This window comes from Mangrovibrevibacter kandeliae (genome assembly GCF_024519155.1).
In the GTDB taxonomy this organism is placed as follows: Bacteria; Pseudomonadota; Alphaproteobacteria; order Rhizobiales; family Rhizobiaceae; genus Mangrovibrevibacter; species Mangrovibrevibacter kandeliae.
On record NZ_JANIFJ010000003.1, the window covers coordinates 407,322 to 429,722 of the forward strand.

Annotated in this window: 21 protein-coding genes; 4 read left to right on the plus strand and 17 right to left on the minus strand. The window is 67.6% G+C overall.

The genetic code is table 11. The annotated features are described in order from the left end of the window. Positions 1 to 10: 10 nt before the first annotated feature. The 10 genes from NPA30_RS11545 to NPA30_RS11590 form a co-directional block, all read right to left on the minus strand. The gene (locus NPA30_RS11545; RefSeq protein ID WP_256802821.1) at positions 11 to 700 is read right to left on the minus strand and encodes a class I SAM-dependent methyltransferase; all 690 of its coding nucleotides are present in this window, start codon (positions 698 to 700) and stop codon (positions 11 to 13) included. 55 nt (positions 701 to 755) lie between these two features. After that, positions 756 to 1,604: an ABC transporter ATP-binding protein gene (locus NPA30_RS11550; protein WP_256802822.1), complete on the minus strand. Its 849-nt coding sequence runs from the start codon at positions 1,602 to 1,604 to the stop codon at positions 756 to 758. Next, positions 1,601 to 2,443, minus strand: coding sequence for an ABC transporter permease (locus tag NPA30_RS11555; RefSeq protein ID WP_256802823.1), 843 nt, complete (start codon positions 2,441 to 2,443; stop codon positions 1,601 to 1,603). Before NPA30_RS11555 ends, NPA30_RS11550 begins: the two co-directional genes overlap by 4 nt. A gap of 26 nt (positions 2,444 to 2,469) precedes the next feature. Next, on the minus strand, positions 2,470 to 3,036 hold the full coding sequence (locus NPA30_RS11560; RefSeq protein WP_256802824.1) for a WbuC family cupin fold metalloprotein: 567 nt from the start codon (positions 3,034 to 3,036) through the stop codon (positions 2,470 to 2,472). Next, the gene (locus NPA30_RS11565) at positions 3,037 to 4,083 is read right to left on the minus strand and encodes a zinc-binding dehydrogenase (RefSeq protein ID WP_256802825.1); all 1,047 of its coding nucleotides are present in this window, start codon (positions 4,081 to 4,083) and stop codon (positions 3,037 to 3,039) included. 145 nt (positions 4,084 to 4,228) lie between these two features. Further along, positions 4,229 to 4,894 carry a class I SAM-dependent methyltransferase gene (locus NPA30_RS11570; protein WP_256802826.1) on the minus strand — a complete coding sequence of 222 codons (666 nt, stop codon included), beginning with the start codon at positions 4,892 to 4,894 and terminating at the stop codon, positions 4,229 to 4,231. A gap of 62 nt (positions 4,895 to 4,956) precedes the next feature. Then, positions 4,957 to 5,901: a transketolase family protein gene (locus tag NPA30_RS11575; RefSeq protein ID WP_256802827.1), complete on the minus strand. Its 945-nt coding sequence runs from the start codon at positions 5,899 to 5,901 to the stop codon at positions 4,957 to 4,959. Further along, a complete protein-coding gene (locus tag NPA30_RS11580; protein ID WP_256802828.1) occupies positions 5,898 to 6,743 on the minus strand; it encodes a transketolase in 846 nt (281 codons plus the stop codon). Before NPA30_RS11580 ends, NPA30_RS11575 begins: the two co-directional genes overlap by 4 nt. 52 nt (positions 6,744 to 6,795) lie before the next feature. After that, positions 6,796 to 7,446, minus strand: coding sequence for a hypothetical protein (locus NPA30_RS11585; RefSeq protein WP_256802829.1), 651 nt, complete (start codon positions 7,444 to 7,446; stop codon positions 6,796 to 6,798). Continuing rightward, positions 7,443 to 8,624 (minus strand): class I SAM-dependent methyltransferase, encoded by a 1,182-nt coding sequence (locus NPA30_RS11590; protein WP_256802830.1) that lies wholly within the window; start codon positions 8,622 to 8,624, stop codon positions 7,443 to 7,445. Before NPA30_RS11590 ends, NPA30_RS11585 begins: the two co-directional genes overlap by 4 nt. 116 nt (positions 8,625 to 8,740) lie before the next feature. On the opposite strand from NPA30_RS11590, the gene NPA30_RS11595 reads away from it, so the two are divergent. Beyond that, the gene (locus NPA30_RS11595; RefSeq protein ID WP_256802831.1) at positions 8,741 to 9,892 is read left to right on the plus strand and encodes a glycosyltransferase; all 1,152 of its coding nucleotides are present in this window, start codon (positions 8,741 to 8,743) and stop codon (positions 9,890 to 9,892) included. A 61-nt stretch (positions 9,893 to 9,953) separates the two neighbouring features. On the opposite strand, the gene NPA30_RS11600 is transcribed toward NPA30_RS11595, so the two are convergent. The 3 genes from NPA30_RS11600 to NPA30_RS11610 are packed head-to-tail and all read right to left on the minus strand — an operon-like array spanning position 9,954 to position 13,294. Continuing rightward, positions 9,954 to 11,159, minus strand: coding sequence for a class I SAM-dependent methyltransferase (locus NPA30_RS11600; protein ID WP_256802832.1), 1,206 nt, complete (start codon positions 11,157 to 11,159; stop codon positions 9,954 to 9,956). A 60-nt stretch (positions 11,160 to 11,219) separates the two neighbouring features. Beyond that, a complete protein-coding gene (locus tag NPA30_RS11605) occupies positions 11,220 to 12,197 on the minus strand; it encodes a glycosyltransferase family 2 protein (protein ID WP_256802833.1) in 978 nt (325 codons plus the stop codon). Beyond that, entirely contained in the window at positions 12,191 to 13,294 is a 1,104-nt protein-coding gene (locus tag NPA30_RS11610; RefSeq protein WP_256802834.1) for a glycosyltransferase family 4 protein, read from the minus strand. Before NPA30_RS11610 ends, NPA30_RS11605 begins: the two co-directional genes overlap by 7 nt. A gap of 228 nt (positions 13,295 to 13,522) precedes the next feature. Here NPA30_RS11610 and gmhB point away from each other — a divergent pair, with 228 nt between their 5' ends. Together gmhB and NPA30_RS11620 are read left to right on the plus strand one after the other, a co-directional pair. After that, the gene (gene gmhB, locus NPA30_RS11615; protein ID WP_256802835.1) at positions 13,523 to 14,182 is read left to right on the plus strand and encodes a D-glycero-beta-D-manno-heptose 1,7-bisphosphate 7-phosphatase; all 660 of its coding nucleotides are present in this window, start codon (positions 13,523 to 13,525) and stop codon (positions 14,180 to 14,182) included. A 28-nt stretch (positions 14,183 to 14,210) separates the two neighbouring features. Beyond that, positions 14,211 to 15,803 (plus strand): putative sugar O-methyltransferase, encoded by a 1,593-nt coding sequence (locus tag NPA30_RS11620; protein ID WP_256802836.1) that lies wholly within the window; start codon positions 14,211 to 14,213, stop codon positions 15,801 to 15,803. Here NPA30_RS11620 and NPA30_RS11625 read toward each other — a convergent pair whose 3' ends face one another. Beyond that, entirely contained in the window at positions 15,804 to 17,231 is a 1,428-nt protein-coding gene (locus tag NPA30_RS11625) for a DUF2793 domain-containing protein (protein WP_256802837.1), read from the minus strand. Between the two features lie 326 nt (positions 17,232 to 17,557). Between NPA30_RS11625 and NPA30_RS11630 the strand changes: the two genes are divergently transcribed. Then, a complete protein-coding gene (locus NPA30_RS11630) occupies positions 17,558 to 18,667 on the plus strand; it encodes an NAD(P)/FAD-dependent oxidoreductase (RefSeq protein WP_256802838.1) in 1,110 nt (369 codons plus the stop codon). A 15-nt stretch (positions 18,668 to 18,682) separates the two neighbouring features. Here the strand turns inward: NPA30_RS11630 and NPA30_RS11635 are convergent, their stop codons facing one another. From NPA30_RS11635 to NPA30_RS11645, 3 genes are read right to left on the minus strand one after another with little or no spacing between them, the layout of a single operon-like run. Further along, positions 18,683 to 19,672 carry an aminoglycoside phosphotransferase family protein gene (locus NPA30_RS11635; protein ID WP_256802839.1) on the minus strand — a complete coding sequence of 330 codons (990 nt, stop codon included), beginning with the start codon at positions 19,670 to 19,672 and terminating at the stop codon, positions 18,683 to 18,685. Position 19,673: 1 nt separating this feature from the next. Further along, on the minus strand, positions 19,674 to 20,354 hold the full coding sequence (locus tag NPA30_RS11640) for an NUDIX hydrolase (protein WP_256802840.1): 681 nt from the start codon (positions 20,352 to 20,354) through the stop codon (positions 19,674 to 19,676). Further along, positions 20,351 to 22,315 carry a TIGR04372 family glycosyltransferase gene (locus NPA30_RS11645; protein WP_256802841.1) on the minus strand — a complete coding sequence of 655 codons (1,965 nt, stop codon included), beginning with the start codon at positions 22,313 to 22,315 and terminating at the stop codon, positions 20,351 to 20,353. Before NPA30_RS11645 ends, NPA30_RS11640 begins: the two co-directional genes overlap by 4 nt. Between the last annotated feature and the right edge of the window lie 86 nt (positions 22,316 to 22,401).

The following is a 22,401-nucleotide window of genomic DNA, read 5'->3' on the forward strand; positions in this document are numbered from 1 at the left end:
CGCAGCGCCCTCAGCTTCGCGGATGCGCTGCGAGCGCCAGGATGTAGTGGGCCATCTTGTGGTAGCCCGTGTGCACGATCTCGTCGTTCATCGAGAACATGAACACCGAATGGAAGAAGCGCTCCATCAACGCCTTGAGGTCGGGAGCCGTCTTGCAGTTGATGTGCCCGGCCTTGCTGCCCGGCGAGGCGTAGACCTGGCTCTCCAGCGAGGGCATGCCGACGATCATCACCGCGTCAGGCTCCAGGCAGGCCCGGATGTTGGCGAGGAAGCGCTCCTCCTCCGCCTCGGGGATATGCTCCAGCACGTCGAGCGAATAGGCTGCGTCGAACCGCCCGGGCAAGGTGTCCTCGAGGAAGTTGTGCACCAGAGCCTCGTACGGATATTCCGGCTGGCGGCGCGTGGCGGCGTCCTTGATGAACTCCTCGTCGTAGTCGGTGACGGTGAGAGCCTTGACCTCCTGCATCACGATCGGCGCGTTGAAGGCGTCGCCGCAGCCGATCTCGAGCACGTTCTGTCGGCCCGACAACATCTTGGAGACGAACTTGTAGCGCGCCTGCGAGAAGAGGAAGCGGCGCGGATCCTCGATCCACTCGCGGCTCTTCAGCAGGCCCAGCGCGATCGCGCCCCGAGTCTCGGCGAAAGTGATGTTGGGCTGGTTGACCGGATCGCGGGTTCTACGGTCTGAGCTGGACGACATGGAAAACGCTCGCTCTTCGAGTACGATCTAAGGATTGGGTCGGACTTTGACGGGGTCACTCGGCGAAAGCATCGATCTCCTCCGCCGGCACCGCATCGGACGGAGGTCCACCGGCCTCGGCGCCGGACTCCGGCCGGTGCGCCATCGAGTGATAGGCCTCCACCACCTCCTCGAAGGGACCATCGGCCACGATGCGGCCCCCGTCGAGAAGAATGAGACGATCGACCAGACTTTTCAGGGTGTCGAGGTCATGCGACGCGATGACCAGCGTGCCCGACCGGGCGATCATGGCGTTCATGCGGTCGCGCGCCCGCTCGACGAAGCGGGAGTCGCCGGTCGCGAGATTCTCGTCGGCCACCAGGATGTCCGGCGACAATGCCGTCGCGACGGCGAAGGCCAGGCGGGTCATCATGCCCGTGGAGTAGGTTCCGACCGGCAGCGACAGATAATCGCCGAGCTCGGTGAACTCCTCGATGTCCGGCATGTGCGAGCGGACTTCTGAGAGCTTCAAGCCACTGAGGAGCCCGAGGTTCTCGATGTTCTCGTAGCCCGTCAGTTCCATGTGCAGGCCGTTGCCCGGATTGATGACGGCCGCCAGGCGGCCGTAGCGCTCGAGGTGACCCTGCTGCGGACGATAGATCCCCGAGATCACCTTGAGCAGCGTCGTCTTGCCCGCGCCGTTGTGACCGATGATTCCGATCCGCTCTCCGACCCGCACCGTCAGATTCATGTCCTCCAGCGCCACGATGTTGACGCTGCGACCGCTCTTGTGGATCCGGCCGCCGGTGCGAAAGCGTCGCACCGCCGAGTTGAGCGACAGCTCCGACGCGTGCGGCACCGGGTAGGACAGCGCGACATCCTTGAGACGCAGCGCGATGGGGACGACGGCGTTCGGCGCGCTCATAGCCAGAATACGATCTTGTTCTTGTAGCGGATGAAGGCGAGGAAGGTGAGGAGCCAGCCGCCGACCAGCGTTGCCACCACCACCGCCAGCGACAGGTGGCTCGGCACCGACCCGAGCAACGGGTCGCGGATCACCGCGATGAAGTGGGTGAAGGGATTGAACTCGGCTACGGCACCCTGCCCGCCCAGGGCGGTTTGCGGCCACAGGATCGGCGTCGCCAGGAAGACGATGAGCATGATCGGCGAAATCAGCTGGCTCACGTCGCGAAAACCCGCTCCCACGATGCCGAAGATCAGGTTCACCCATATGCCGTTGAGGAAGTACAGGAGCAGCCCGGGGATCAGAAAGAGGAGCGCCGACGTCGGTTCGATACCGACGAGGAGCGCGACGCCGATGAAGACGACGAACTTGATGCAGAACTCGATGAACAGCCGCAGGGTGTAGCGGTAGACGCTGAAGGAGATGGGCAGAGCCCGCTCCTTCAGGATACCCGCAGAGCTGATGAACACCGAGCTGCCGCCCTGGATACAGGCGGAGATGAAGAACCAGCAGGTGAGGCCTGCGGTGATGTAGGGGTACCCCTCGCTCGGGGGCCAGGACAGAAGCGCCCCGTAGACGTAGCCGAGGGCGGCAACGGTGACCGCAAGGCCGAGGATCGCCCACAGCGGCCCGAGCGCGGTGCGCTTGGTCTCCTGCAGGAAGTCGCGCCAGCCGAGCAGGCACCAGGTGTGCCAGAGCCGGGCGCCCGCCCAGAGATCGGCCAAGGCCTCGGCGAGCTTGCCGCCGAAGGTCTCCGACGCGTTGTAGACGTCCTGGCTCTCCATCGGTGCGCCGCGCATCGCTCCAGATCTCACGTCGATACCGCTCAATTCCCAAGTCCGCTCAGATAGGCGCGGCCGGCCGCGGCATCGCTGGCCGGCGGGGCCCAGGGCGCCTCTTCCATGTCGCTCTTGACGAACGGACCGATCGTGCTCTCCACGAACACGAGAAGTTCGCTGCGGATGAGGAGGCTGTGATACCGCCCCGTCGGCATCCGGTAGAAAAACGGCAGTCCCGAGGCGGCAGCCCCCATGACGAAGCGCTCGCTGACGCTGCCGTCCTCCTCGAAGACGAAAACCTCGGCCTCGCCTTCGATGACGACGAAGCTCTCCGACTTCGAGCGATGGCGATGTGGCGCGACGTAGGTGTCGCGATGGCTGACGATCAGCATGTCGTGCTGGAATGCGTCTGCCGCGGGGTGAGCGCACAGCCGCGCCCGCCGGACCGCATTGGCACGCGCCTGCGCCTTGAGGAAGCCGACGAGCCGATCATCGGCCACCACCAGGGGCTCCCGGCCATAGAAGATGCCGGGTGCGACCTCGGTCAGCGCCTCGCCGTCGACGAGGCCGCGCGGCGCAAGGCCCGAAGCGGTCGAGGCGGGACGATCCGCCACTCAGGGCTCCATTGTCACGAGCACGCGGCCCGCCTCGCCCGAGCGCACCACGTCGAGCGCCTCGTTGATGCGGTCGAGCGGAAACTCGTGGGTGATCAGACCCTCGAAGGACATCCGGCCGGCCGCTTCCAGCTTGGCGATACGCGGGATGTCCCGGTCGGGCACGCTGTCGCCGCCCTCCGATCCCGTGAGGATCTTCTTGAAGTGCAGCGGCAGGGTGTAGATCGTGACCTTCTCCGACGGCACCCCGACGAGGACGCAGGTCCCCTTGCCCTGCGTGACCTCGTAGGCCGTCTCGATCACCTGCTTGACGCCGGTCGTCTCGATCACCTTGTCGGCGCCGCCGGCGCCCACGATGTCGCGGATCGCAGCGGCGATGTCCGGTGTCGTGGTCGGATTGAAGACGTGGGTCGCGCCGAAACGCTTGGCCATCTCGAGCTTCGCCTCGACGAGATCGACGGCGACGACCGGATAGGCACCCGTCAGCGACGCGCACTGGACCATGTTCAGGCCGACGCCGCCGGCGCCGAACACCACCACCGAGTCGCCGAGGGCCACCTTGGCATCGTTCTGGATGACGCCCAGCGCCGTCGTCACGGCACAGCCGAGCAACGGCGCAACCTTCGGATCGAAGCTCGTGGGAAGCAGCGTCACCCGGTTCTCGGACACGACGGCGTGGTCGTTGAAGGTCGTCACCCACCCGGCGTTGAGCTTCTGGCCCCGCCAGGAATAGGCCGGCGGCTTCGACTGGATGCCCTTGCTGGGCCGCCAATGCAGCACCACCGTGTCGCCTTCGGCCACGGTGGTGACTCCCGGGCCGATCTCCAGGACGGTGGCGGTCGCCTCATGCCCGAGAAGATGCGGCAGATACTTGTCCGGTCCCTTCACCGCAGCAATCTCGTTGATCTGCGCGCCGCAGATCGACGTGTAATGGATCTTCACCAGAACCTGTCCGGCTTCGAGCGTCTCCGGCAGGTCGAACTCGTCGACCACCAGCGGGGCCCTCGACTCCACCAGGATCGCACCCTTTGCGCGCTGCACTTTCATCGCTTGGAGACTCCATCGGATTGCGCGCCGCACCCGCTTGGGATCGGTGCCGCGTCGTTTGCCACCCGCCCCCGGCGGATGCCGGCGGGGCGGATGCTCGCATGGTCGGGAGGACGGTCGGCCGAAGCGGCCGGATGCCCTGCCACTATTCCATATAGATGAACTCGTAGTCTCCGGTGTAACCGAAGTGGTTATACAACCAGATCCACTCGGCAGTGTCGAGGAAGGACTCGGCAGTGAGCGCCCAGCACTGCAGATTGAAGAGCTCCTGCTCGTTGCGATAGCTCTCGAGCATGACATAGGCCGCCTTGCCCACGCGCTCGACTTCCGCCAGCGCCGTCTTCAGCTCGAACAGACGCAGATTGTGGAACGTGGCGAGCGAGATCACCAGGTCGAAAGCCTTGTCCCCGAACGGATAGGCGTCCTGTGCGCGGTAGATGAACAGGTCGTCCTTCACTTCGGGCTTGGCGTCGGCGAGGCCGTGATGCGAAATGTCGAAGCCGGTGACCTTCAGGCCCGGCAGGATCTTCTTCATCTCGTAGAGCAGAAACGCCTTGCCGCAACCGACGTCGAGGACGCTCGACTCGTTGGTCAGGCCGTAGGTGTCGATCAGCGCCTGCGCGACCGGCGTCCAGCGGCCCTCGAGATAGCGGTAGCCGCCATAGCCGAAGCGCCGGTCGCCGTCCCAGTAGTCGGACTCGTACTCCTTCGCCTTCAGCATGCACGTGACCTTATCGTCGACCATGCGCGCGATGTAGTCGCGCTTGGTCATACGATGCAGCGGCGTAACGATGTTCAGAAGGCGACCCATTCGGATGATCCTGTTTGCAAAGGGACGTGGAGGTCCAGCGCGGCGTGGGAGCCGGCCGGTCGTCAGGCGGGGAAACTGTCGAGGGTTTCGCGGATGGACGCGGCGATACCGTCGGGCGACAGGCCGTTGTCGGCCAGGATGTCGTCCTGCGACCCATAAAGCTTGGCGAAGGCGTCGCGCAGACCGAGCTTGCGCATCGGCGGCAGTCTCGCGCCGCCCTTCTCGCACATCAGGTCGATCACGGCACTGCCGAGCCCGCCGATGACCGTATGCTCCTCGATGACGAAGACGGCGCGGGCCCGGCCGGCGCGCTCGAGCACCAGCGCCTCGTCCAGCGGCTTGATCGTGTGGATGTGGACCACCTCGACGGCGTGCCCCTCGCGCTCCAGCGCCTCGGCGGCTTCCAGCGCCCGTGCGGTCATCACGCCGCAGGAGATGAGCAGGATCGGATCGGACGCCTCCGACGGCTTCAGCACGATCCCCTTGCCGATGGCAAAGCCGTGACGCTCGTCGCTCACGACCGGGTCGCCGCCCTTGCCGAGGCGGATATAGATCGGATGCGGCCAGTCGAGCGTGGCGCGCATCAGCCGTTTCATCTCCTCGGCGTCGGACACCGCGGTCACCGTCATGTTCGGCAGCGCCCGCATGATGGCGAAGTCCTCGACCGCAAGATGGGTCGGCCCGAGCGGCGCGTAGACGACACCGCCGCCGTTGGCGATCAGCCGCACCGGCAGATGGTGCAGGCAGAGGTCCATCGCGACCTGCTCGTAGCAGCGCCGGGTGATGAAGGTGGCGATGGTGTTGACGTACGGCATGTGACCGTCCATCGCCATGCCGGCAGCCATCCCGATGATGTGCTGCTCCATCACGCCTTCCATGTAGTGGCGGTCCGGAAACTCCTGCTTCATCTCGTCCAGCAGGCCGGGGCTGAGGTCCGAGCCGATGAAGACGACGCGCGGGTCCGTCTTGGCCAGCTCGTAGACCATGTCGAGACAGGTCTTTCTCATGCGCGACCCCCGAGCGCCGCATGGATCTCGGCGAGCTGTTCCGGTTTGAACTTGGCGTGGTGGTGCCACTTCGGCTGACCCTCGGCGAAGGGGATGCCCTTGCCCTTCACCGTGTGACAGATGATCGCCGTAGGCCGCTCGTTGCTCAGCGGCAATCGGCCGTAGACCTCCGACAGGGCCGACAGGTCGTGGCCGTTGACCTCGACTGCGGCGAAGCCGAAGCTCGTCCACTTGTCGGCCAGCGGCTCGAGATCCTGGATCTCCCGTGTCGGCCCGGCCGACTGGATCTTGTTGTAGTCGATGATCGCGGTCAGGTTGGTCAGGCGATGCTTGCCGGCGCACATCGCCGCTTCCCACACCGATCCCTCGTTGATCTCGCCATCGCCCATCACCACGAAGACGCGGCTGTCGCGCTTCTGCATGCGGGCCGAGAGCGCCAGGCCGACGCCGATCGGCAAGCCGTGGCCGAGCGCGCCGGTGGACGCTTCGACACCGGGGATCTTGCTGCGCTCGGGGTGGCCGCCGAGGATGCCGTCGGCATGGCAGAACTTGTCGAGTTCGGCGACGTCGAAGAACCCCTTGTCGGCGAGCAGCGCGTAGAGCCCGAGGCACCCGTGCCCCTTCGACAGGATGAAGCGGTCGCGCTCGAGCCAGTCCGGCTGTTCGGGCCGATACCGCAGGACGTCGTCGAACAGGACGCGCAGGATCTCCACCAGCGACATGGACGAGCCGACATGGCCACGATTGCCGCCGACAAGGCCCCGGACGATGAGCCTGCGCAGATAGAGCGACCGCTCGTCGAGCGACGTCGTCTTGCTGGCCTCGATCAAGCTATGCACCATACGCTTCCCTGCGGTTGCTGCCGGCGTGGCCGCCTCGTTGTGCCAGAGCCAGTTAAATCCTCGCGCCGGCAATGTCTACCAGTTCCAGCCAGTCCCGCCCGAGCCCCAAACCGGCGATCGGCGGGGGGTGATCGGGCGCGTACCAGAGCCGCTCGGTGGCCGCCGGAAAGGCAGGGTCGAGCAGCACTTCCGGCAGGTCGTCGATGAAGATCGTGCAGCCCAGCGCGGCGATGCGCGCGACCTTTGCGGCACGCGTCTCCTCGAACACCACGTCGCCCGGCGCAAAACCGAATCCGTCTGTGGCAAAGAAGCCACGACGGTCGAGGAAGTCTCGCGCCGCCTGCCACAGGTCGACGCGCTCCGCGTCGAAGTGCCCATGCCGGGTCTTGTGGCTGATCACGGTCATGCGGACCCCCGCGGCGCGCATCCGCGAGAGGAAGGTCTCCACGCCCGGCTGCAGCCGGGCCTCCTCGATGTAGCGGCCGTAGAGCTGTCCCTGGAGGCGCATCCAGGCCTCCTCCCCGCCCAGTTCGCGCAGCCGTGTCTTGACCGCGGCCTTGCTGCGGAGCTGCGAGCCGGCAGGCAGAAGGCCGACGCGCTCCGCCACGGTGGCGAAGGCGTCCTCGTAATCGATGATCGTGTTGTCGAGGTCGATGCCGATATGGACGTCTGCCATGGGACGCTCGGGCTGCCGCCGGTTCAACGACGCGTCAGCGACAGGTAGACGGTCTCGCGGCCGAAGAGCGGACCGAACGCAGCCATGTCGCGGACCGCCTCGGCGCTCGGCTCCGGCATGCGCCAGACGGCTTCGAGTTCGGTGACGGCGGCCGCCAGAGCGGCATCGATCTCCGACAGGAGCGCCGCGATGCGCGCGAGGTCGTCGCCGATCGCGCGGCCCAGTGCGTCGCGCTCGTCCGTGCTTGCGGCCTCACGGGCACGCTGCCAGGCGAGCGAGCGACGGTGCAGCTCGGCGAAGGCGGCTTCGAGCGCCTGCGTCGTCGCGTCCTGGCGCGGCGGCAGAAGCCGGCGGTGATCGATGAAGCTCGCCACGTTCGCGGCTGCCGCCTCCGACAAGACGGCATCGAAGGCACGGTGTTCCCCGACCAGGCTCTTGAACCAGCGCCAGTCGGCCGCGAAGCGGGGAAAGCTCGCGAGAGCCTCCATCCGCTCGCCCACCGTCGCGAGCACGGTCTCCAACGGCAGCGCGACGTTGAGGTAGTGCGGGTTCATCACGCAGTCATGCACCCAATCGCGGTGGCTGCGGGTCATGGCCGGCATGGTCGCCAGATGCGGGCCGAACACCTCCACCATCGTTTCGGTGGTTCGCTCGAAGTCGTCCGTCTCCGGCATGATCCGCAGCGCCAGGAGCTTGCGCATCACGTTTGGAAAGAAGCCCGAGAGCGGCACGTAGGTGATCACCAGGACGCCGCCGGGCGCCACGAGACCGACGAGCTTGTCGAGCAGCTCGAGCTCGTCGGCCCGCGCACCCAGCCAGTTCTCGCAGATGACGATGTCGTACTGGCGCCCCGGCTCGAAGTCCTGAAGCGTCTGCGGCACGATCACCGGCCGTGTGTGCGGCACCTCGGAGAGTGCGGCATAGGCGGCTTCGATGTCGCGCCGGCCGGTCGGGTTCGGCTCGACGAGCGTCAGGCTCGCCGGCCGCTGCGCGGCCAGATACAGGCTGTTCTGCCCGGAACCGGCAGCGACCTCGAGCACGTCGACATTGCGGAAGGCTGCGGGCGGAAGTCCGAGGGATCGATAGAGCGAGTCCCGGCGATCGAAATGCTCGGAAAGATTGTGCATCTGGTAATGCACCGGGGAAATTCCCCGGGCGACGTAATAATCCAGATGTCCTTCGGTGCCTGACGTCGAGATGCTCAATGTCTCTCCCCTGTCAGCAGAGTGAACTTTCACGCTGGCGGTGTTAGGCGGTTTGCGCCCGGAAATCCAGCCGCAGGCTTCGAGCGCCTGCGGCGGCCCAGTGGAGAGATGTTGCGATGCGGGATGTCGAGGAGCCGGCCGAGACGGCAGAGAAGGCGGATCCGCTTCGGGTGATGTTCCTCTATTGGGGCCGCCGCGGGCCGCTGTCGCGACTGACTCTGGACCTCGTGCGCTCGGCCGGCATGCGGAAGGACTTCCGGGCCTCGGTCTCGGTTTCGCGCAGCAACGAGCTGTATCGTGACTTCGAGGCGCTCGGCCCGGTGCTGCATCCGGTGTCCACCTTCGGCGGGGCGAGCGGAGCCGTGCTCGGCGCGTGGCGTCTGCCGCTCCTGCGCCACCAGCTCGCCCAGCGGCTCCGTCGCGACGGCACGGAGGTCGTCGTCACGCTGATGCCGCACGTCTGGACACCGTTCATCGTTCCGGCGGTCCGTGCGGCCGGCGCCCGGTACGCGACGGTCGTGCACGACGCCCTGCCGCATCCGGGCGACCGCCTGACCGCGCTCGCCCAGACGATCCTGTCACGCGACGCAGGACGGGCCGACCTGGTGCTCACGCTCAGCGAGACGGTCAGCCGTCAGCTCAGGGCGCGCGCGCTCGCAGCGCCGGTGCACACCCTGTTCCACCCGCTTCTCCCCTACCGCACGGGTTCGGCGCTCACGGCGCCGCAGGACGGCAACCCCTGGCGCCTGCTCTTCTTCGGACGCATCCTGCCCTACAAGGGGCTGCCGCTCTTCGTCGACATGGTGGAGACGCTCGTCGCGGCCGGGCTGCCGGTCGAGGCCGGCGTCTTTGGAGCCGGAGACCTCGGCGACAGCGGCCCGCGGCTGCGGCGGCTCGGCGCCGAGATCGTGAATCGCTGGATCGCCGAAGATGAAATCGCGCCCATCCTGGCCCGCCATCACGTGATGATCCTGTCCCACACCGAAGCCAGCCAGTCCGGTGTCGCGGCCGCCGCGCTCGGCTCCGGCATGCCCGTCGTGGCGACGCCGGTCGGCGGGCTGCCCGAGCAGATCGAGCACGGCGTCACCGGCCTCGTCGCCCGCGACGTCTCGGCCGAGGCACTTGCAGCGGCGGTGACCGCGCTCGTCGGCGACCGCGGGATCTATGGGCGGATGGTCGAGGCGATCGAGCACCGGCAGTCCGCCGCGTCGCTGCCGGCCTTTCTCGACGCGTTGCACGAAGCGATCGTCACGCACGCACGCGATTGACGGACATCGTCCGAAGCGGAACGAACCATGCGCTCGCATCGCCGTGCCGAAGGGGCGGCCTTCACGTCCTCGCCATCACCTGCCGGATCGAGCGGTCGCTGTCGGCAAACATCGACAGGAAGACGCCGCCCGCCTCGATGAAGGCGGCATTGCGCGCGATGATGCGGTCCTCGATCTGGGGCGCGAGGCCGAAGAGGCAGGCGGAGATCCGCGACGCGTCGAGCGCAGCCGGCCCGGCGATGGGAAGCTGGGCGCCCGGCAGGAAAAGTCCCTGCTTTTCCGGCGTGTCGTCGATGACGACGGCGAAGTAGGATGCGAGGTCGTGGAAATTGATGAAGGCGCAGGTCAGGTGTCCAGCGCCGTAAGCCGCAAGTTTGCGCCCGTCCTGCGTGAGATCGTCCAGCGCGGCCTTCAGGCGGGCCGTCCACGCGGGGAAGGCGGCGGCGTAGTCGCGCGCCAGTGCGACGGCGGGAGCACAGTCCCCGGTCACGACGGCACCGCCGACGCCCTTGCGGGCATAGAGGACCAGCACGTCCTCGAACGGGTACGGATGCACCTCCAGCGACAGCGGCTCGAAACCGACGGGCCCGAGCAGCTGCGCAAAGGTCTCGCCGGTGAAGTAGGAGACGTGCTCCTCCCAGATCATCGTGTAGTCCTGACGCTCGAGATTGGCGCGGCAGTCCGGCACTTCGATGACCGCAACGCCGCCCGGCGCGAGCAGCGCGTCGATCGCGAACATGAAGCGGCGGGCGTCTTCGGCATGCTCCAGGATGTGGCGGGCAAGGACCACGTCGTACGGGCCGCCCCGCGCCGCGACGGCACGCCCCAGATCGGCATCGAGCGTGCCGTGCACGGTCTCGATGTTGGCGTTGGGATCGCTCTCGCCGAGATCGACGGCGGGATCGATCAGGCGCGTCGAGGCGCCGCGGCCGGCCAACCGCTCCAGCAGCGTGCGGTCCTTGGCCGTGAGACCGAGGACGCGCTTGTCCGCAGACAGCGTAACGAGCCCGGCCAGGGTTTCGGCGACCGCGTCGAGGTGCGCTTCGGGCTCGCGATAGCTGATCCAGGGAAACGGCGGGACCAGGGCGCGGAAGGGGATCGGATCGCGCAGTTGCACCACGCCGCAAGCCCGGCAGACGCCGAGGCCGATGGGCCAGCGCCGGGCCTCGGCCGCCCTCGCCGTCTGGAAGTGGCTGGACACCGGATGCTCGCCGATGTCGAGCAGCGGTTCGACCTCGTCCAGGCCGCAGGTTCTGCACCGCGTCATCGTCGTACTCCGAAATTGTGCGGCGGTTGTAGGCTCAGCCTTGTGAGGCGCGCAAGCGGCTCAAGATCGCAGGGCCGCGCCTCGGAGCCGATGCTTGAGCCGCAGCAAGGCCCCCGGCCGTCTGCCCCGTGCGACCTCGCTCAGCCACCAGCCGACCAGCCGCGCCAACATCGGGTACCGCTGCGGCCGGCCGAGAAGCCCGAGCAGGAGCGGCCGCATGAACGGCGAGAGGGCCGACGGCGCCTTCAGCAGGAAGCGCCGAACGTCGGCGAATTGAGGCTCGTCGAGTTTGGCGGCGAGCGCCAGCGCGACCTCCTGCCGGGCCCGCAGACTGCGCGCTTCGGCGACCGAGTAGGATTTCTCCGAGACCCGGAACAGCGACAGGACGCGCGGCACGGCGCAGAAGCCGTAGCGGGCGGCGACGGCATAGATGGCGAACCAGTCGGAGTGCCAGCGCAGGGCGGGGTCGAAGCAGCCGACTTCCAGAAGCGCCGCGCGGTCGAACATGGCGCTGTTGGCCGACAGGCGAATCGGGCGCTCCCCGAGCAACCGCCCGAACTCCTGCGGCGAGACGTATTTGGACGTCTCGCCGAGAAACCACAGGCTGAGATCCTCCACGCCCGCCACGCCGTGCCGGGTTTCCCCCGTCTCGGCGCTCCACTCGGTGAAGTGCGAGACGACGAGCTTCGCGTCGTGCTTGAGCGCCAAGGCGTCCAGCATCTCGGCACAGAGCGTCGGCATGATGCGTTCGTCGGCGCTGACGAGAACGACGTAGTCGCCGCTCGCCTCCGCGATGCCGCGATTGACGGCCGCGACCACGCCCTGCCGTGTGGCATGCCGGACCAGGCGGATCGACGGGTTCTCCGCCTGGAACGAAGCGATGACGTCCCGGCTGTCGTCCGTCGAGCCGTCGTCGACGATGATGATCTCGTCGGCCGGCCGCGTCTGTCCGACGATCGGCGGGAGCGAGATCCGCAGCTCTTCGCCGTGGTTGTAGTTGGGCATGACGATCGACACGCGGGCCGCCGTGTTCAGCATGAAGACTGTCCTGTCTGGTGGCCACCGGGCGCAAGCCCCATCGCATCGCGTGCCCTCAGCGCATACCGGGCCGGGTCGAAGGTCTCGAGAGCGGTGCGGCGCGCGGCCTCCCCCAGCGCCTGGCAGAGAGCCGGATCGGCGCGCAGCTGACGCAGCGCGGCGGCTGCAGCCGCAATATCGGGCTCGGCCCAGCGCCAGCCGGCCCGGTCGTAGATGCCTTGCGGATCGCGCGCCGGGACCAGTCGGTAGGGGACCGGCATCCCGTTCGCGGCATGGAGGAAGTCGCGACTACCAGAGTAATCCGTAGCGACCACCACGCGCCCGGCGGCCATCGCCTCGGCGGGCACCAGGCCGAAGCCCTCGGCGCGGTGGAGCGACAAAGTGACGTCAGCCTCCGCGATCAGCGCCTGAAGCGTCTCGGGCGCCATGGCGCCATCCAGAAGCTCGATGGTCGGACGATCGGCCACCGCCGCCTGCAGCGCGAACCAGCCCGCGGGGTAACTCGGCCCGTTGATCGATTTGACGATCAGCCGCGCGTGCGGATCGTCGCCGAAGGCCTCGCGGAAAGCCGCCACGGCGGCAAGCGGATTCTTCCGGGCGAAGGACGAGCGCATGTTGAAGACGGTGACGACGGTGAAGGGCCGGTCCGCCGGCCGCCGCGCGATCGCGCCGGCTCGGGCCCCTGACCCCAGCACGGGATGGGGCATGACGCGGATGGGCCGACCGCCCGCCATCCCGCGCACCGCTTCGGCCGTGAAGGTGCTGGGCACCCAGATCTCGTGGACGCGCTCGACGCCCCGCCGCCAGTCCTCCGGCGCCCGCTCGAGCTCCCATGCAAAATAGCCGATCAGACGCTTGCCGGCGAGCCGGCGCTGCCCGAGGCGCATCAGCGCCAGCGGCACGAGAAACGGATCGACATGGAGGATGACCGTGCCAGGTCCGCGTCCTGCGGCTTCTGGCCAGGTGGAGCCGGAGTGATCGAAATCGCCCTTCAGTGCGCCGGAAAGATCGACACCCTCCACGGCAAGACCGTCGGCGCGCAGGGCATCGCCGCACAGCCGCGCCGACTCGCCGAGGCCGCTCGCACTTGACAGCATCCCGGCCACAAGGATGGGTTCCGCGGCGGTCGCAACCCGATCCAGGCGAGGTGCCAGCGCCGCGGTGACGGCCGACAGCACGCCGCGCCGGAGAGGGCGCGGCACGGCCTGCCAGATCGTACGATGAAGAAAGCTCAAGGGGCGGCCAGGATGCGAGGGGATGACGGAATGACGGAGGTCTCGGCGATCGGGTGGACAGAGCCTCAGGCGAACGATCACGGCGTTTCGATGATCTGCGGTCCCCTCGCCTCGGCGCCGCGGCTCCCGTCGTCGGGTCCGCTGCGGCCCGCGTTATTTCTTGATCGCGACGGCGTCGTCAACCTCGATACGGACTTCGTCTCGACCCGCGAGGCCTTCGTCTTTCAGGACGGCATCTTCGACCTCGTGCGCGATGCCAATGCAGCCGATCATGCGGTCGTGGTCGTCACGAACCAGTCCGGCATCGCCCGCGGCCTGTTCAGCGAGGCGACCTTCCACACCCTGACGCAGTGGATGATCGCCGTCTTCGCGGACAACGATGCGCCGCTGTCCCGGGTCTACTACTGCCCGTTCCATCCGGCGGCGAAGGTCGAGCGGTTCCGGGGAGACCATCCGTGGCGCAAGCCGGCTCCCGGCATGCTCCTCGCCGCAGCCGCCGACCTCGGGCTCGATCTCGCGCGCTCGGCGCTGGTCGGCGACCGATGGAGCGACGCCGGCGCGGCCGAGGCTGCCGGGCTTGGCGAGATCGTCCTCGTCGGCAACCGGGCGGATACGGAGACGCCGCCGCCCGTGCTGCCGCCGGTGACGCGGCTTCCCGCGATCAAGGACGCGCGGGCCCGCTTCGCCGCGCGCGCCTGGCGCTTCGGTCCCGCGTTAGATGTGACGCAGCATGCAGTGAAGCTGGCGTAGTGCATGCGTGTCGATCCGGAGGGTGCATATGTTCGATCTAGGATGGAGGATCGTCAGTCGAAAGAAGTTCTCGGCGCTTGAAGCCAGAGTCGGCGAACTGGAATCGCAAGTCGGTGCTTATAGCCAAGCCCTCCAAGCGACTGCCAACGATCGAGACCGCATTCAGATGATGTTGTCGCGCTCGGCGGCGGGTGGAGAGATGGCTCCGACCTTCGTAGAACCCGACCGCGGGACGCGAGGTTATGGCCGGGTGTGGTCGAATCCCGCTGCCGACTACAGCCGGCAGCTCGGGCGGGAGCCGATCAACAATGGGCTTTTCCGCGCCATCGTCTCCAGCGGCGGCTATGCCCAAATGTCGATGTTGCGCGATCCAGGTGTCGTCGAAGCGACGGTGGCTTGGCAGCTCGACACGATGAAGTCCTTGAACATTGGCCGCGTGGCGTGGCCGGAGAACTTCGGCGAAAGCCCGCTCCTGCCGTCCGAGACGACGGTGGAGGTAGAGGGCCGGCGCCTCAGCCCCGACCTCTTGCGCTTCTGGTCCTATGTCGCGGCGCTGGACGTGCATCTCGGGCAGCCGCCACGTCGCGTCCTTGAAATCGGCAGCGGCTACGGAGGCTTCGCCCGCGTGATGCGCCTTCACCATCCCGGCTGTCGATTCGTTCTCTTAGACCTGCAACCCTCTCTCACCGTAGCCGGCCATTTTCTCGCTCACGCGTTCCCCGAGGCGCTAATCGTCCATGCGACGAGCCTGTCCGACCCGTCCGCGAAGGATGCGGACTTCGTGCTCGTTGCGGCCGAGCACGCTGGGGACATCACCGGGGAGAGCTTCGACCTCGCCGTCAACTTCTGGTCGCTAGGGGAGATGACGCGCGCGCATGTTGCCGGCTATTTCGACCTGATCCAGGCACGAAACAGCGTGCGGTCCCTCTTCACCGTCAATCACGTCTTCGCCCCGCTCGACACCACGGCGCACAACCTTCCGGCGCTTCTCGATACCGGCGGCTGGCTCAGCCGCTTCGACCGCGACTGGCAGATCTCCTTCTTCGGCATCGATCCGCTTCTCCACGACTGTCCGGTAATCCGTCACACCCACATGGGCGCTGCGGTGATGGCGCAGCGTCAAGTTGCCGACCTCGAAGCACGACGAGCGGCGAGCGAAATCGCGACGCAGGTGCATCGTGAAGACTTCGTCACCCTAGCCGCGGCTTCTCCCGCCGGTGACCTTGCGACCTCGCAAACCGTCGATCTTCATGCCGCACTGCAGAGGCGCGGCGCGGTAGTGATCGGCCCGGAGACCGCCTTCGACGCACGCCGCTACGGCGACACCCTGCAGCTCTGGCGCGACGACTCCCGTCGCGGCGCCGATAGTGCCTTCTTCCGCCTGTGGAACGACGTCCGCATCAACGGCTCGCCCCTGTCACGCCGGCTGTTGTGCCTGTGGCTCGCCAGCCGCTGGCGGGCGCCGATCCGCGGCGGCGAGGGTCCGGCCATGCTCGATACCGTATTGACCGAGCAATACGAATTCGGCGCCGGGCACGACGGACGCTGGCGGTCCGACCCGCTGCTCACCCTGCCGTTCCACGTCTCGCGCAATCTGGAGGCCGCTTCGACCCTGCTTTGATCACGCAACCTCCCTCGCCTCCAGTGTGGCGAGACGGGTGCGGGTGTCGCGCAATGCCGCCCAGAGCAAGGCGACCAGCTGATCGGGTCGCAGCCATTGCCGGCTGTCCGGATCGTCGAGGTCGCAGAGCCCCCAGGCGCCGATGTCGAGGCCAGCGGTCTCGAGCCCCGCGCGAATGTCTTGCGCGATAAAGCCGGCATGTTGGCGTCGTCCCGGCCGCGGCCGCTCCCGATGGGCGGCCGTCCCCGGCCCGTCCACGGCATCCTCCACGACCTCGACCTCGGTGCCGCCGACCTTCCACCGAAAGGTGACGGGAGCCACGGCATCGACTAGACGGCCGGCATCGGTCGACGGAATCGCCGCCTCGACTGTCTTGTCGCGGCCATCCGAGGTCTGGATGACGCCGTTGGCGGCCCAGACCGCCGCCCAGCGGGCACCGGCCGCCCCCAGTGTATAGGCGTTGTCAGAGCCTGGCAGCGTATGGCCCCCCGTGGCGGCATCGATCTTCAGGCGGGCTGCCGCACCCACGGCAAAGCTGAGAGCGGTCGTGCCGGAGGTGAGGAACACCAGCTGATTGGCCCAGGAAGCGGCTGCAGCGCTGCCGCGCAAGAGGCCGTCGTTGCTGGAGCCGAGCCAGAGGCTGCTGTAGCCGCTCGCCGCCTCGTTCTCGACGCGGGCCGCGACATGAGCACCGACAACATTAGCCTTGGCGTGAAGACCGCGGCTGCCGGTCCCGGTGGGCGCGGGCGACGACGTTCCGAGGCCCACGGCGCCGCTTGCGCCTGCGATCGTCATCGCGTCGGTCCAAGCGGCGCCGTCGCTGCTGACGCGCAGTGCGAGATCGTCATTGCCGACGAGACCGATCTCGGCGCGGCCGGAATACCCGGTCTGCATCAGCAAGGAGACGACGTTGCCCGAGCCGACCTTGTTGAGCGCGTAGCGCAGGTCGCCGTCACCGCCCTCTCCCGCCGAGCGGGCGGAGAACAAGGCCTTGTTGAGCTTGGCTGAAAGCGGGTTGATCGCGTCTGCGGTGGTGCCGATCCCGAGGCGCGCGACGTTCTGCAGATCCTGAGCCGCATCGGCACTCTCCGCGGCGAAGGGCGTCCACGCGGTGCCGTCGAAGACCAGGAAGAGGCGTTCGTCGGCAACGAAGGCGAGCCAGCCGGCCAGCGGGGCGAGGAAGCTCCACGCGCCATCCTGCCAGAGCGCGATCGCATCGTCCTGTCCGGTCCAGGCGCCGCCGCCCCCTGCCGCGACCAGATAGCGCGCTCCGTCGGCCGGGGACGGCGGGGGCGTCGTCAGATCGCGATCGATCACCGCCAGCTGCGCCACCGCATCGAGAATCAGAAGAGCCTCGTTGTGGGTGACGTGCTTCTGGGACTGTGCCGCGAAGAGAAGGGGCAAGCCGAGATGGGGTGTGTTGGACATGGGCGTCGTTCCCGTTGGGCGACCCCCAGCTTAGAGCGGGCGGCGCAGACGGGGACGAGCGACGCCTCCAGCCGATCGGGCTTCTGCAAATTCCGCGAAGGCTGTCAGAGATTTACGTGACGGTCCCGCCGGAGAAGCCAGAAGCGATTGTCCTCGGCGCGGATGCGCGCTCAAGGCGGCGCGTGCCGAGCCGCTTGGCCAGCCGGTCGCCGCCGTCGTTCCCGGGCGGCGTATCGAAGGACGTGCATCGCCGCGGTCTCATGCTTTAGAAGCATGGTCGACGGTCGGCTCGGCGAGCCGGTCCGGTCGATCAACGTGGGTCGGGCATGACGAAGGATATCGACTGCATCGTGGTGGGCGCCGGCGTCGTCGGACTTGCGATCGCCCGGGCCCTGGCTCGTGACGGTCGTGAGGTGATGATCCTGGAGGCGTCGGACGCTTTCGGTACGGGAACCAGTTCCCGGAACTCGGAGGTGATCCATGCCGGCATCTACTATCCGCCGGGCAGCCTGAAGGCCCGCCTCTGCGTCGCCGGCCGCGACGAGCTCTATCGCTACTGCGCAGCGCGCGGCATCCCCCATCGCCGCTCCGGCAAGTTCATCGTCGCCACGGACGATCGCCAGATCGGCCGGCTCGAAGGGATCCGGCTGCATGCCGCCCGGTGCGGCGTCGACGACCTGACGATCATCGAGGGCGGCGAGGCGATGGCGATGGAGCCGGCGCTGCGATGCGTCGCCGCCCTCCACTCGCCCTCCACCGGGATCGTCGACAGCCACAGCCTCATGCAGAGCCTCCTTGCCGAAGCGGAGGACGCAGGCGGTCAGCTCGTCCTGGCCACCGAGGTCTTGGATGGAGTGGTCGAGGACGGCGGAGTACGCCTCCGAACCCGCAGCGGCGGCGGCGAGCCGTTCGAGATCACGACCGACCTCCTCGTCAATGCCGCGGGCCTGGATGCCGTCCCGCTCGCCGCCCGCCTCGCCGGCTTTCCGAGCGAGCACGTGCCTGCGATCCGCTATGCGAAGGGCAACTACTTCGCGGCGCCGGGCCGAAGCCCGTTCTCGCGGCTGATCTACCCCGTGCCGGTGGATGGCGGCCTCGGCGTCCATCTCACCTTCGACCTGGGTGGCCAGATGCGCTTCGGCCCCGACGTCGAATGGATCGAGACGATCGACTACGGCGTCGATCCGCGCCGCGCGGACGCCTTCTACGAGGACGTCAGGCGCTACTGGCCGATGCTGCCGGACAACGCGTTGACGCCTGCGTACTGCGGCATCCGTCCGAAGCTCGCCGGCCCGGGCGAGCCCGCGGCCGACTTCAGGATCGAGGGTCCCCAGCACCACGGCATCGGCTCGGTGATCAACCTTTTCGGTATCGAAAGTCCCGGACTGACCTCCAGCCTTGCCATCGCCGAACTCGTCCTCGCGCTCGCCGGCTGACTCGCCGATCCTCCGTCAGAGGCCGGCGCGCTCGCACATGCGCTGGGCCTTCGCGATTTGCGCCGAGATACGAGCGGCGCGTTCGTCGTCGTCCGTCGGCAACTCGCCGGCGCGGTCGCGGCGCAGGAGGTTGAGAAGGATCAACGACCACCGCAGGGCGTGCAGCGGGAGCTGACGCGCCAGGCGCGCGCCGAAGTCTGGATCGTCCGGCAGCGCCGCGCCGAGACGCGCCGCCGTCTCCGCCTCCTCCCGGGGCGAGAAGCTCATCGCCGGATGAAGAATCATATCCGCTGCGAGCTTCACCGGGTCGTCCCAGCCGAAATAGTCGAAATCGAAGAAGCGGAGCGTGCCGTCCGGCTCCCGGATGGCGTTGTGGAAGCCGAAATCGGCCGGGATCAAACGGCGCTGCGCTACCGCCAGCGGAGTAAGATCGTCAGCCTCTGCCGCCAGCCGCGCCCGAGCCGCGACGAGCCGCGGCCGGACGGTTTGCTCCAGAAAATCGTCGAGCATCGGCTCTGCGACGAAGAGCGTGAGACGCGCCTCGATCTGGCGCAGGATCTCCGCGCTGGAAAGGCAAGCTTCCGAGGCCGTCGGAAAGGAGTCGGTGCCGGCATCGTGGGACGCGGCGAAGATGGTGGTGAGGAAGTCCAGCGCCGCGTCGAAGTCCTGCGGCCGATGCGGCAACGCCAGCGGACCCTCGATCCACTCCATTGCCATCAATCGCCGATCCACATCCCGCGCCAGAGGCGCGGGAACCGATTGAAGTCCGAGGCCGCGCAGGAAGGTCAGCGCCTGCCATTCGACGGCAAGTCTGTCGCGGGTGTCGCCGACGCGCCGGGGATAAAGCTTCAGGGCGAGCCGCCGTGAGGGCGTGTCGATCCGCAGGATGTGGCTGTTGGCGCCCTTTCCCGCCGGCGCCGTCTCAAGGATCGGCTCGCCGAGCAGCGTCTCGGCCGCACTCAGGATCTCGGCGGAGGCGCCGGGCACCGCGGCACTAGCAGACATGTCAGATCAGCCCCTTGAGCCGGGCGCGCAGGAAAAGTGCCATCGTGAAGCCGTCGATGATCACGCCGCTGGCGATCTTCTCCTCCACCTCGGTGACGGCGTAGGGTCGAACGTCCTCGATCGCCTCCAGAACGTCGGTGGCCCCGAGGCCGTCGACCTTGGCGAGGAACAGCCTGGCGCGGATGGAGAGCGACGAGCCGCCGGGCGTGAAGTCGCCGAGGGGAATCAGCTCCAGGACGTTGGCGCCGATCTCCTCGCCGACCTCGCGCCGTGCTCCCGCCTCCACACTCTCACCGGGATCGACGGCCCCGCGTGGGAACTCCAGCGACCAGTCGCGCAGGCCGTGGCGAAACACGCGGATCAGCACCGGCTTGCCATCCAGCACCGGCAGGACGGCCACTGGCGAGGTTTCCATGATGCGATTGTAAAGGCCCAGGGAGCCGTCGGGAAATCGCACGGCGTCGCGGACCAGTGTCATGTAGGGATCCTGCGCGAGAAGGCCCGGCCGGGTATCGGCCGCATCCATGCCGCGCGACTGGCGAAGCGCTCGCGCCTCGGCGCTCGCCCGCAGCATGTCGTCCGGCGCGGTCAGGATCTCGACGCCTCCGCGGTCATGATTGCGGAACCAGTCCGGCCGCCGGGCAACGAGTTCGAGATAGGCCTCGACGGTGTCCGCAGTCACGGCTGGATCTCCTCCATCTGGCGCGGCGACTCCGGGTCGGGCTCGACCAGGTCAGGTTCGGGCGGCCGCTGATCGATCGCGGGCACCTCGAGCTCGCCGCTCGGCGGGGCGGCATGGGGCAACCTGGCCCGTCTTGCCGCGACGGTCGGCGAGATCCGATAGCCCGCCAGCGAGATGCCGACATAGTCGGCGATGGGCAGGTCGAGCGTCTCCGTTTCGCCGGCGACGGCGACCGCCTCCTCTTCCACCACCTGCCGGAAGCGACGCTGGTGCTCGGTTTCGGCAAGCGCAGGATCGTCCACCCATGCGATCATGTCGCGCACCGCCGCCAGCACCTCCTCCGGGGCCACGCCCTCCAGGAGAATGCCGGCATCCTCGAACTGATAGGCGTTGTCGAAGCGATAGACACGCTCCTTCACCGCCTCCTCCAGCGACATCTCCACCCGCTCGCCATCCACCGTGCGGTAGTACCGCTTGAAGCAGCCCATCTCCATCGGCGTCGGCAGCAGCGTGTAGTGAAGCACGGCATTGACCGTCAGCACCGGCACTCCGAGAACGCGAGCGAAGGCACAGGGTCCCGATTGCGAGCCGATCATGAAGCGCGAGCGGGCGATCAGTGCCGGATCGAGCACGTAATCGTAGCCCTTCATGAACGGCAGTTCGAAATAGTGCGGGTGGTCCATCGACAGCGGCGGCATCTTGACGTCACCGAGACGAACCACCGTGTAACCGCTCGCCAGGAGATGCTCGACGGCAGAGCGGTAGCTCTCCACCGCCGCATCCCGGAAGGACTGACGAGCGATCTTGTGATAGCCCGCATCGCGCACGTGCATGGTGACGAGGGGGCGCGACAGGTCGATCCCGTTGGCGGCGCAGAAGGCCCTCGTCACCTCGTCGTAGTAAGGCGGCAGGCTGAAGTGCCAGTCGTTGTGGCGGAACGGGTCGGCCGCATCGCGCGTGCGGTGGACGGCATCGCGCAGCAGCGCCCAGTAGTGGTCGACGACCAGCGTCAGATTGCCCTCGCTGTGGGTGCCAGCGTGCATCCACGACAGATTGCACAGAAGGTCGGAGTCGGTTTCGATGTAGTCGCCGTACTCCTCGACGATCTGCAGGCAGGCACGCGAGGCCGGGCGATAGGATGTCAGCGGCGGGCCGACGAAGACGAGGCGGTCGTAGCGGTCGCGATTGAGGGCGACGAAGTAGTACGGGTCGAGGATGGCGTGGCCGAGCGCCTGTGTCGAAGACAGGAAAAAGACTGCCGTGCGCTCCTCCGTGTCCGGACTGAAATGATGGATGTGCGGAAACTTGACAGTCACCAGCGTGGATTTGAACCACAGCTTCAGCGTATTGGCGATCTCGCGATCGGTGGCCCGGCCGGGATGGTCGCTGATGATCCGGTACTGGCGGCCGATGAATTCGATCGCTTCACGTAGCTTGAGCAGCTTTCCGGCAGCGAAGGCCGCCTTGAGGAACTCGATCCGCTTGCGCAGCGTCGCCGGGGTGATGTCGGTGCCGCGCAAGGCCTCGGCCATGACACCGCGATAATATTCCGTCTCGTGGCCGAGCGCCACGCGGACGGCGATCAGGTTGGTTTCGAGCGGCCATTCCTCGATGAAGCGATCCGCCTCGGGCGAGAAGACCGTGGCGATCGCGGCGCGCTGGTCGGTGGAATTGAGCAGCGCGATGGCGAGGGTGTCGAAGCGGGCCGGATCATCCGGCCGCCGCTCGTGGCGCCGCCGCGCCGCCCGGGAAAAGTTGTGCTGGTCCTCTGGCCTTGCGACGAGGCGTTGCACCGCCTCGACCGCGAAGCGCCGATCGAGGACGTCCAGCCGGTCGACGGCGAGAAAGGCGATGCGGCGCCCCACCCTCGTACGCAACAGCGCCGGGATCAGCGGCGAGCGGCGGCTCATTTGATAGAGGGTATGGGCAAAGTTGACGAACCGATTGGCGAACCTGTTCATGCCCTGTCCTTCGTCCAGTCGAATCTGTGGCGCGGCAGCGCTCGTGACCGGCGCATCACCTCACGGCGAGCGGGTCCAGGCCGTGC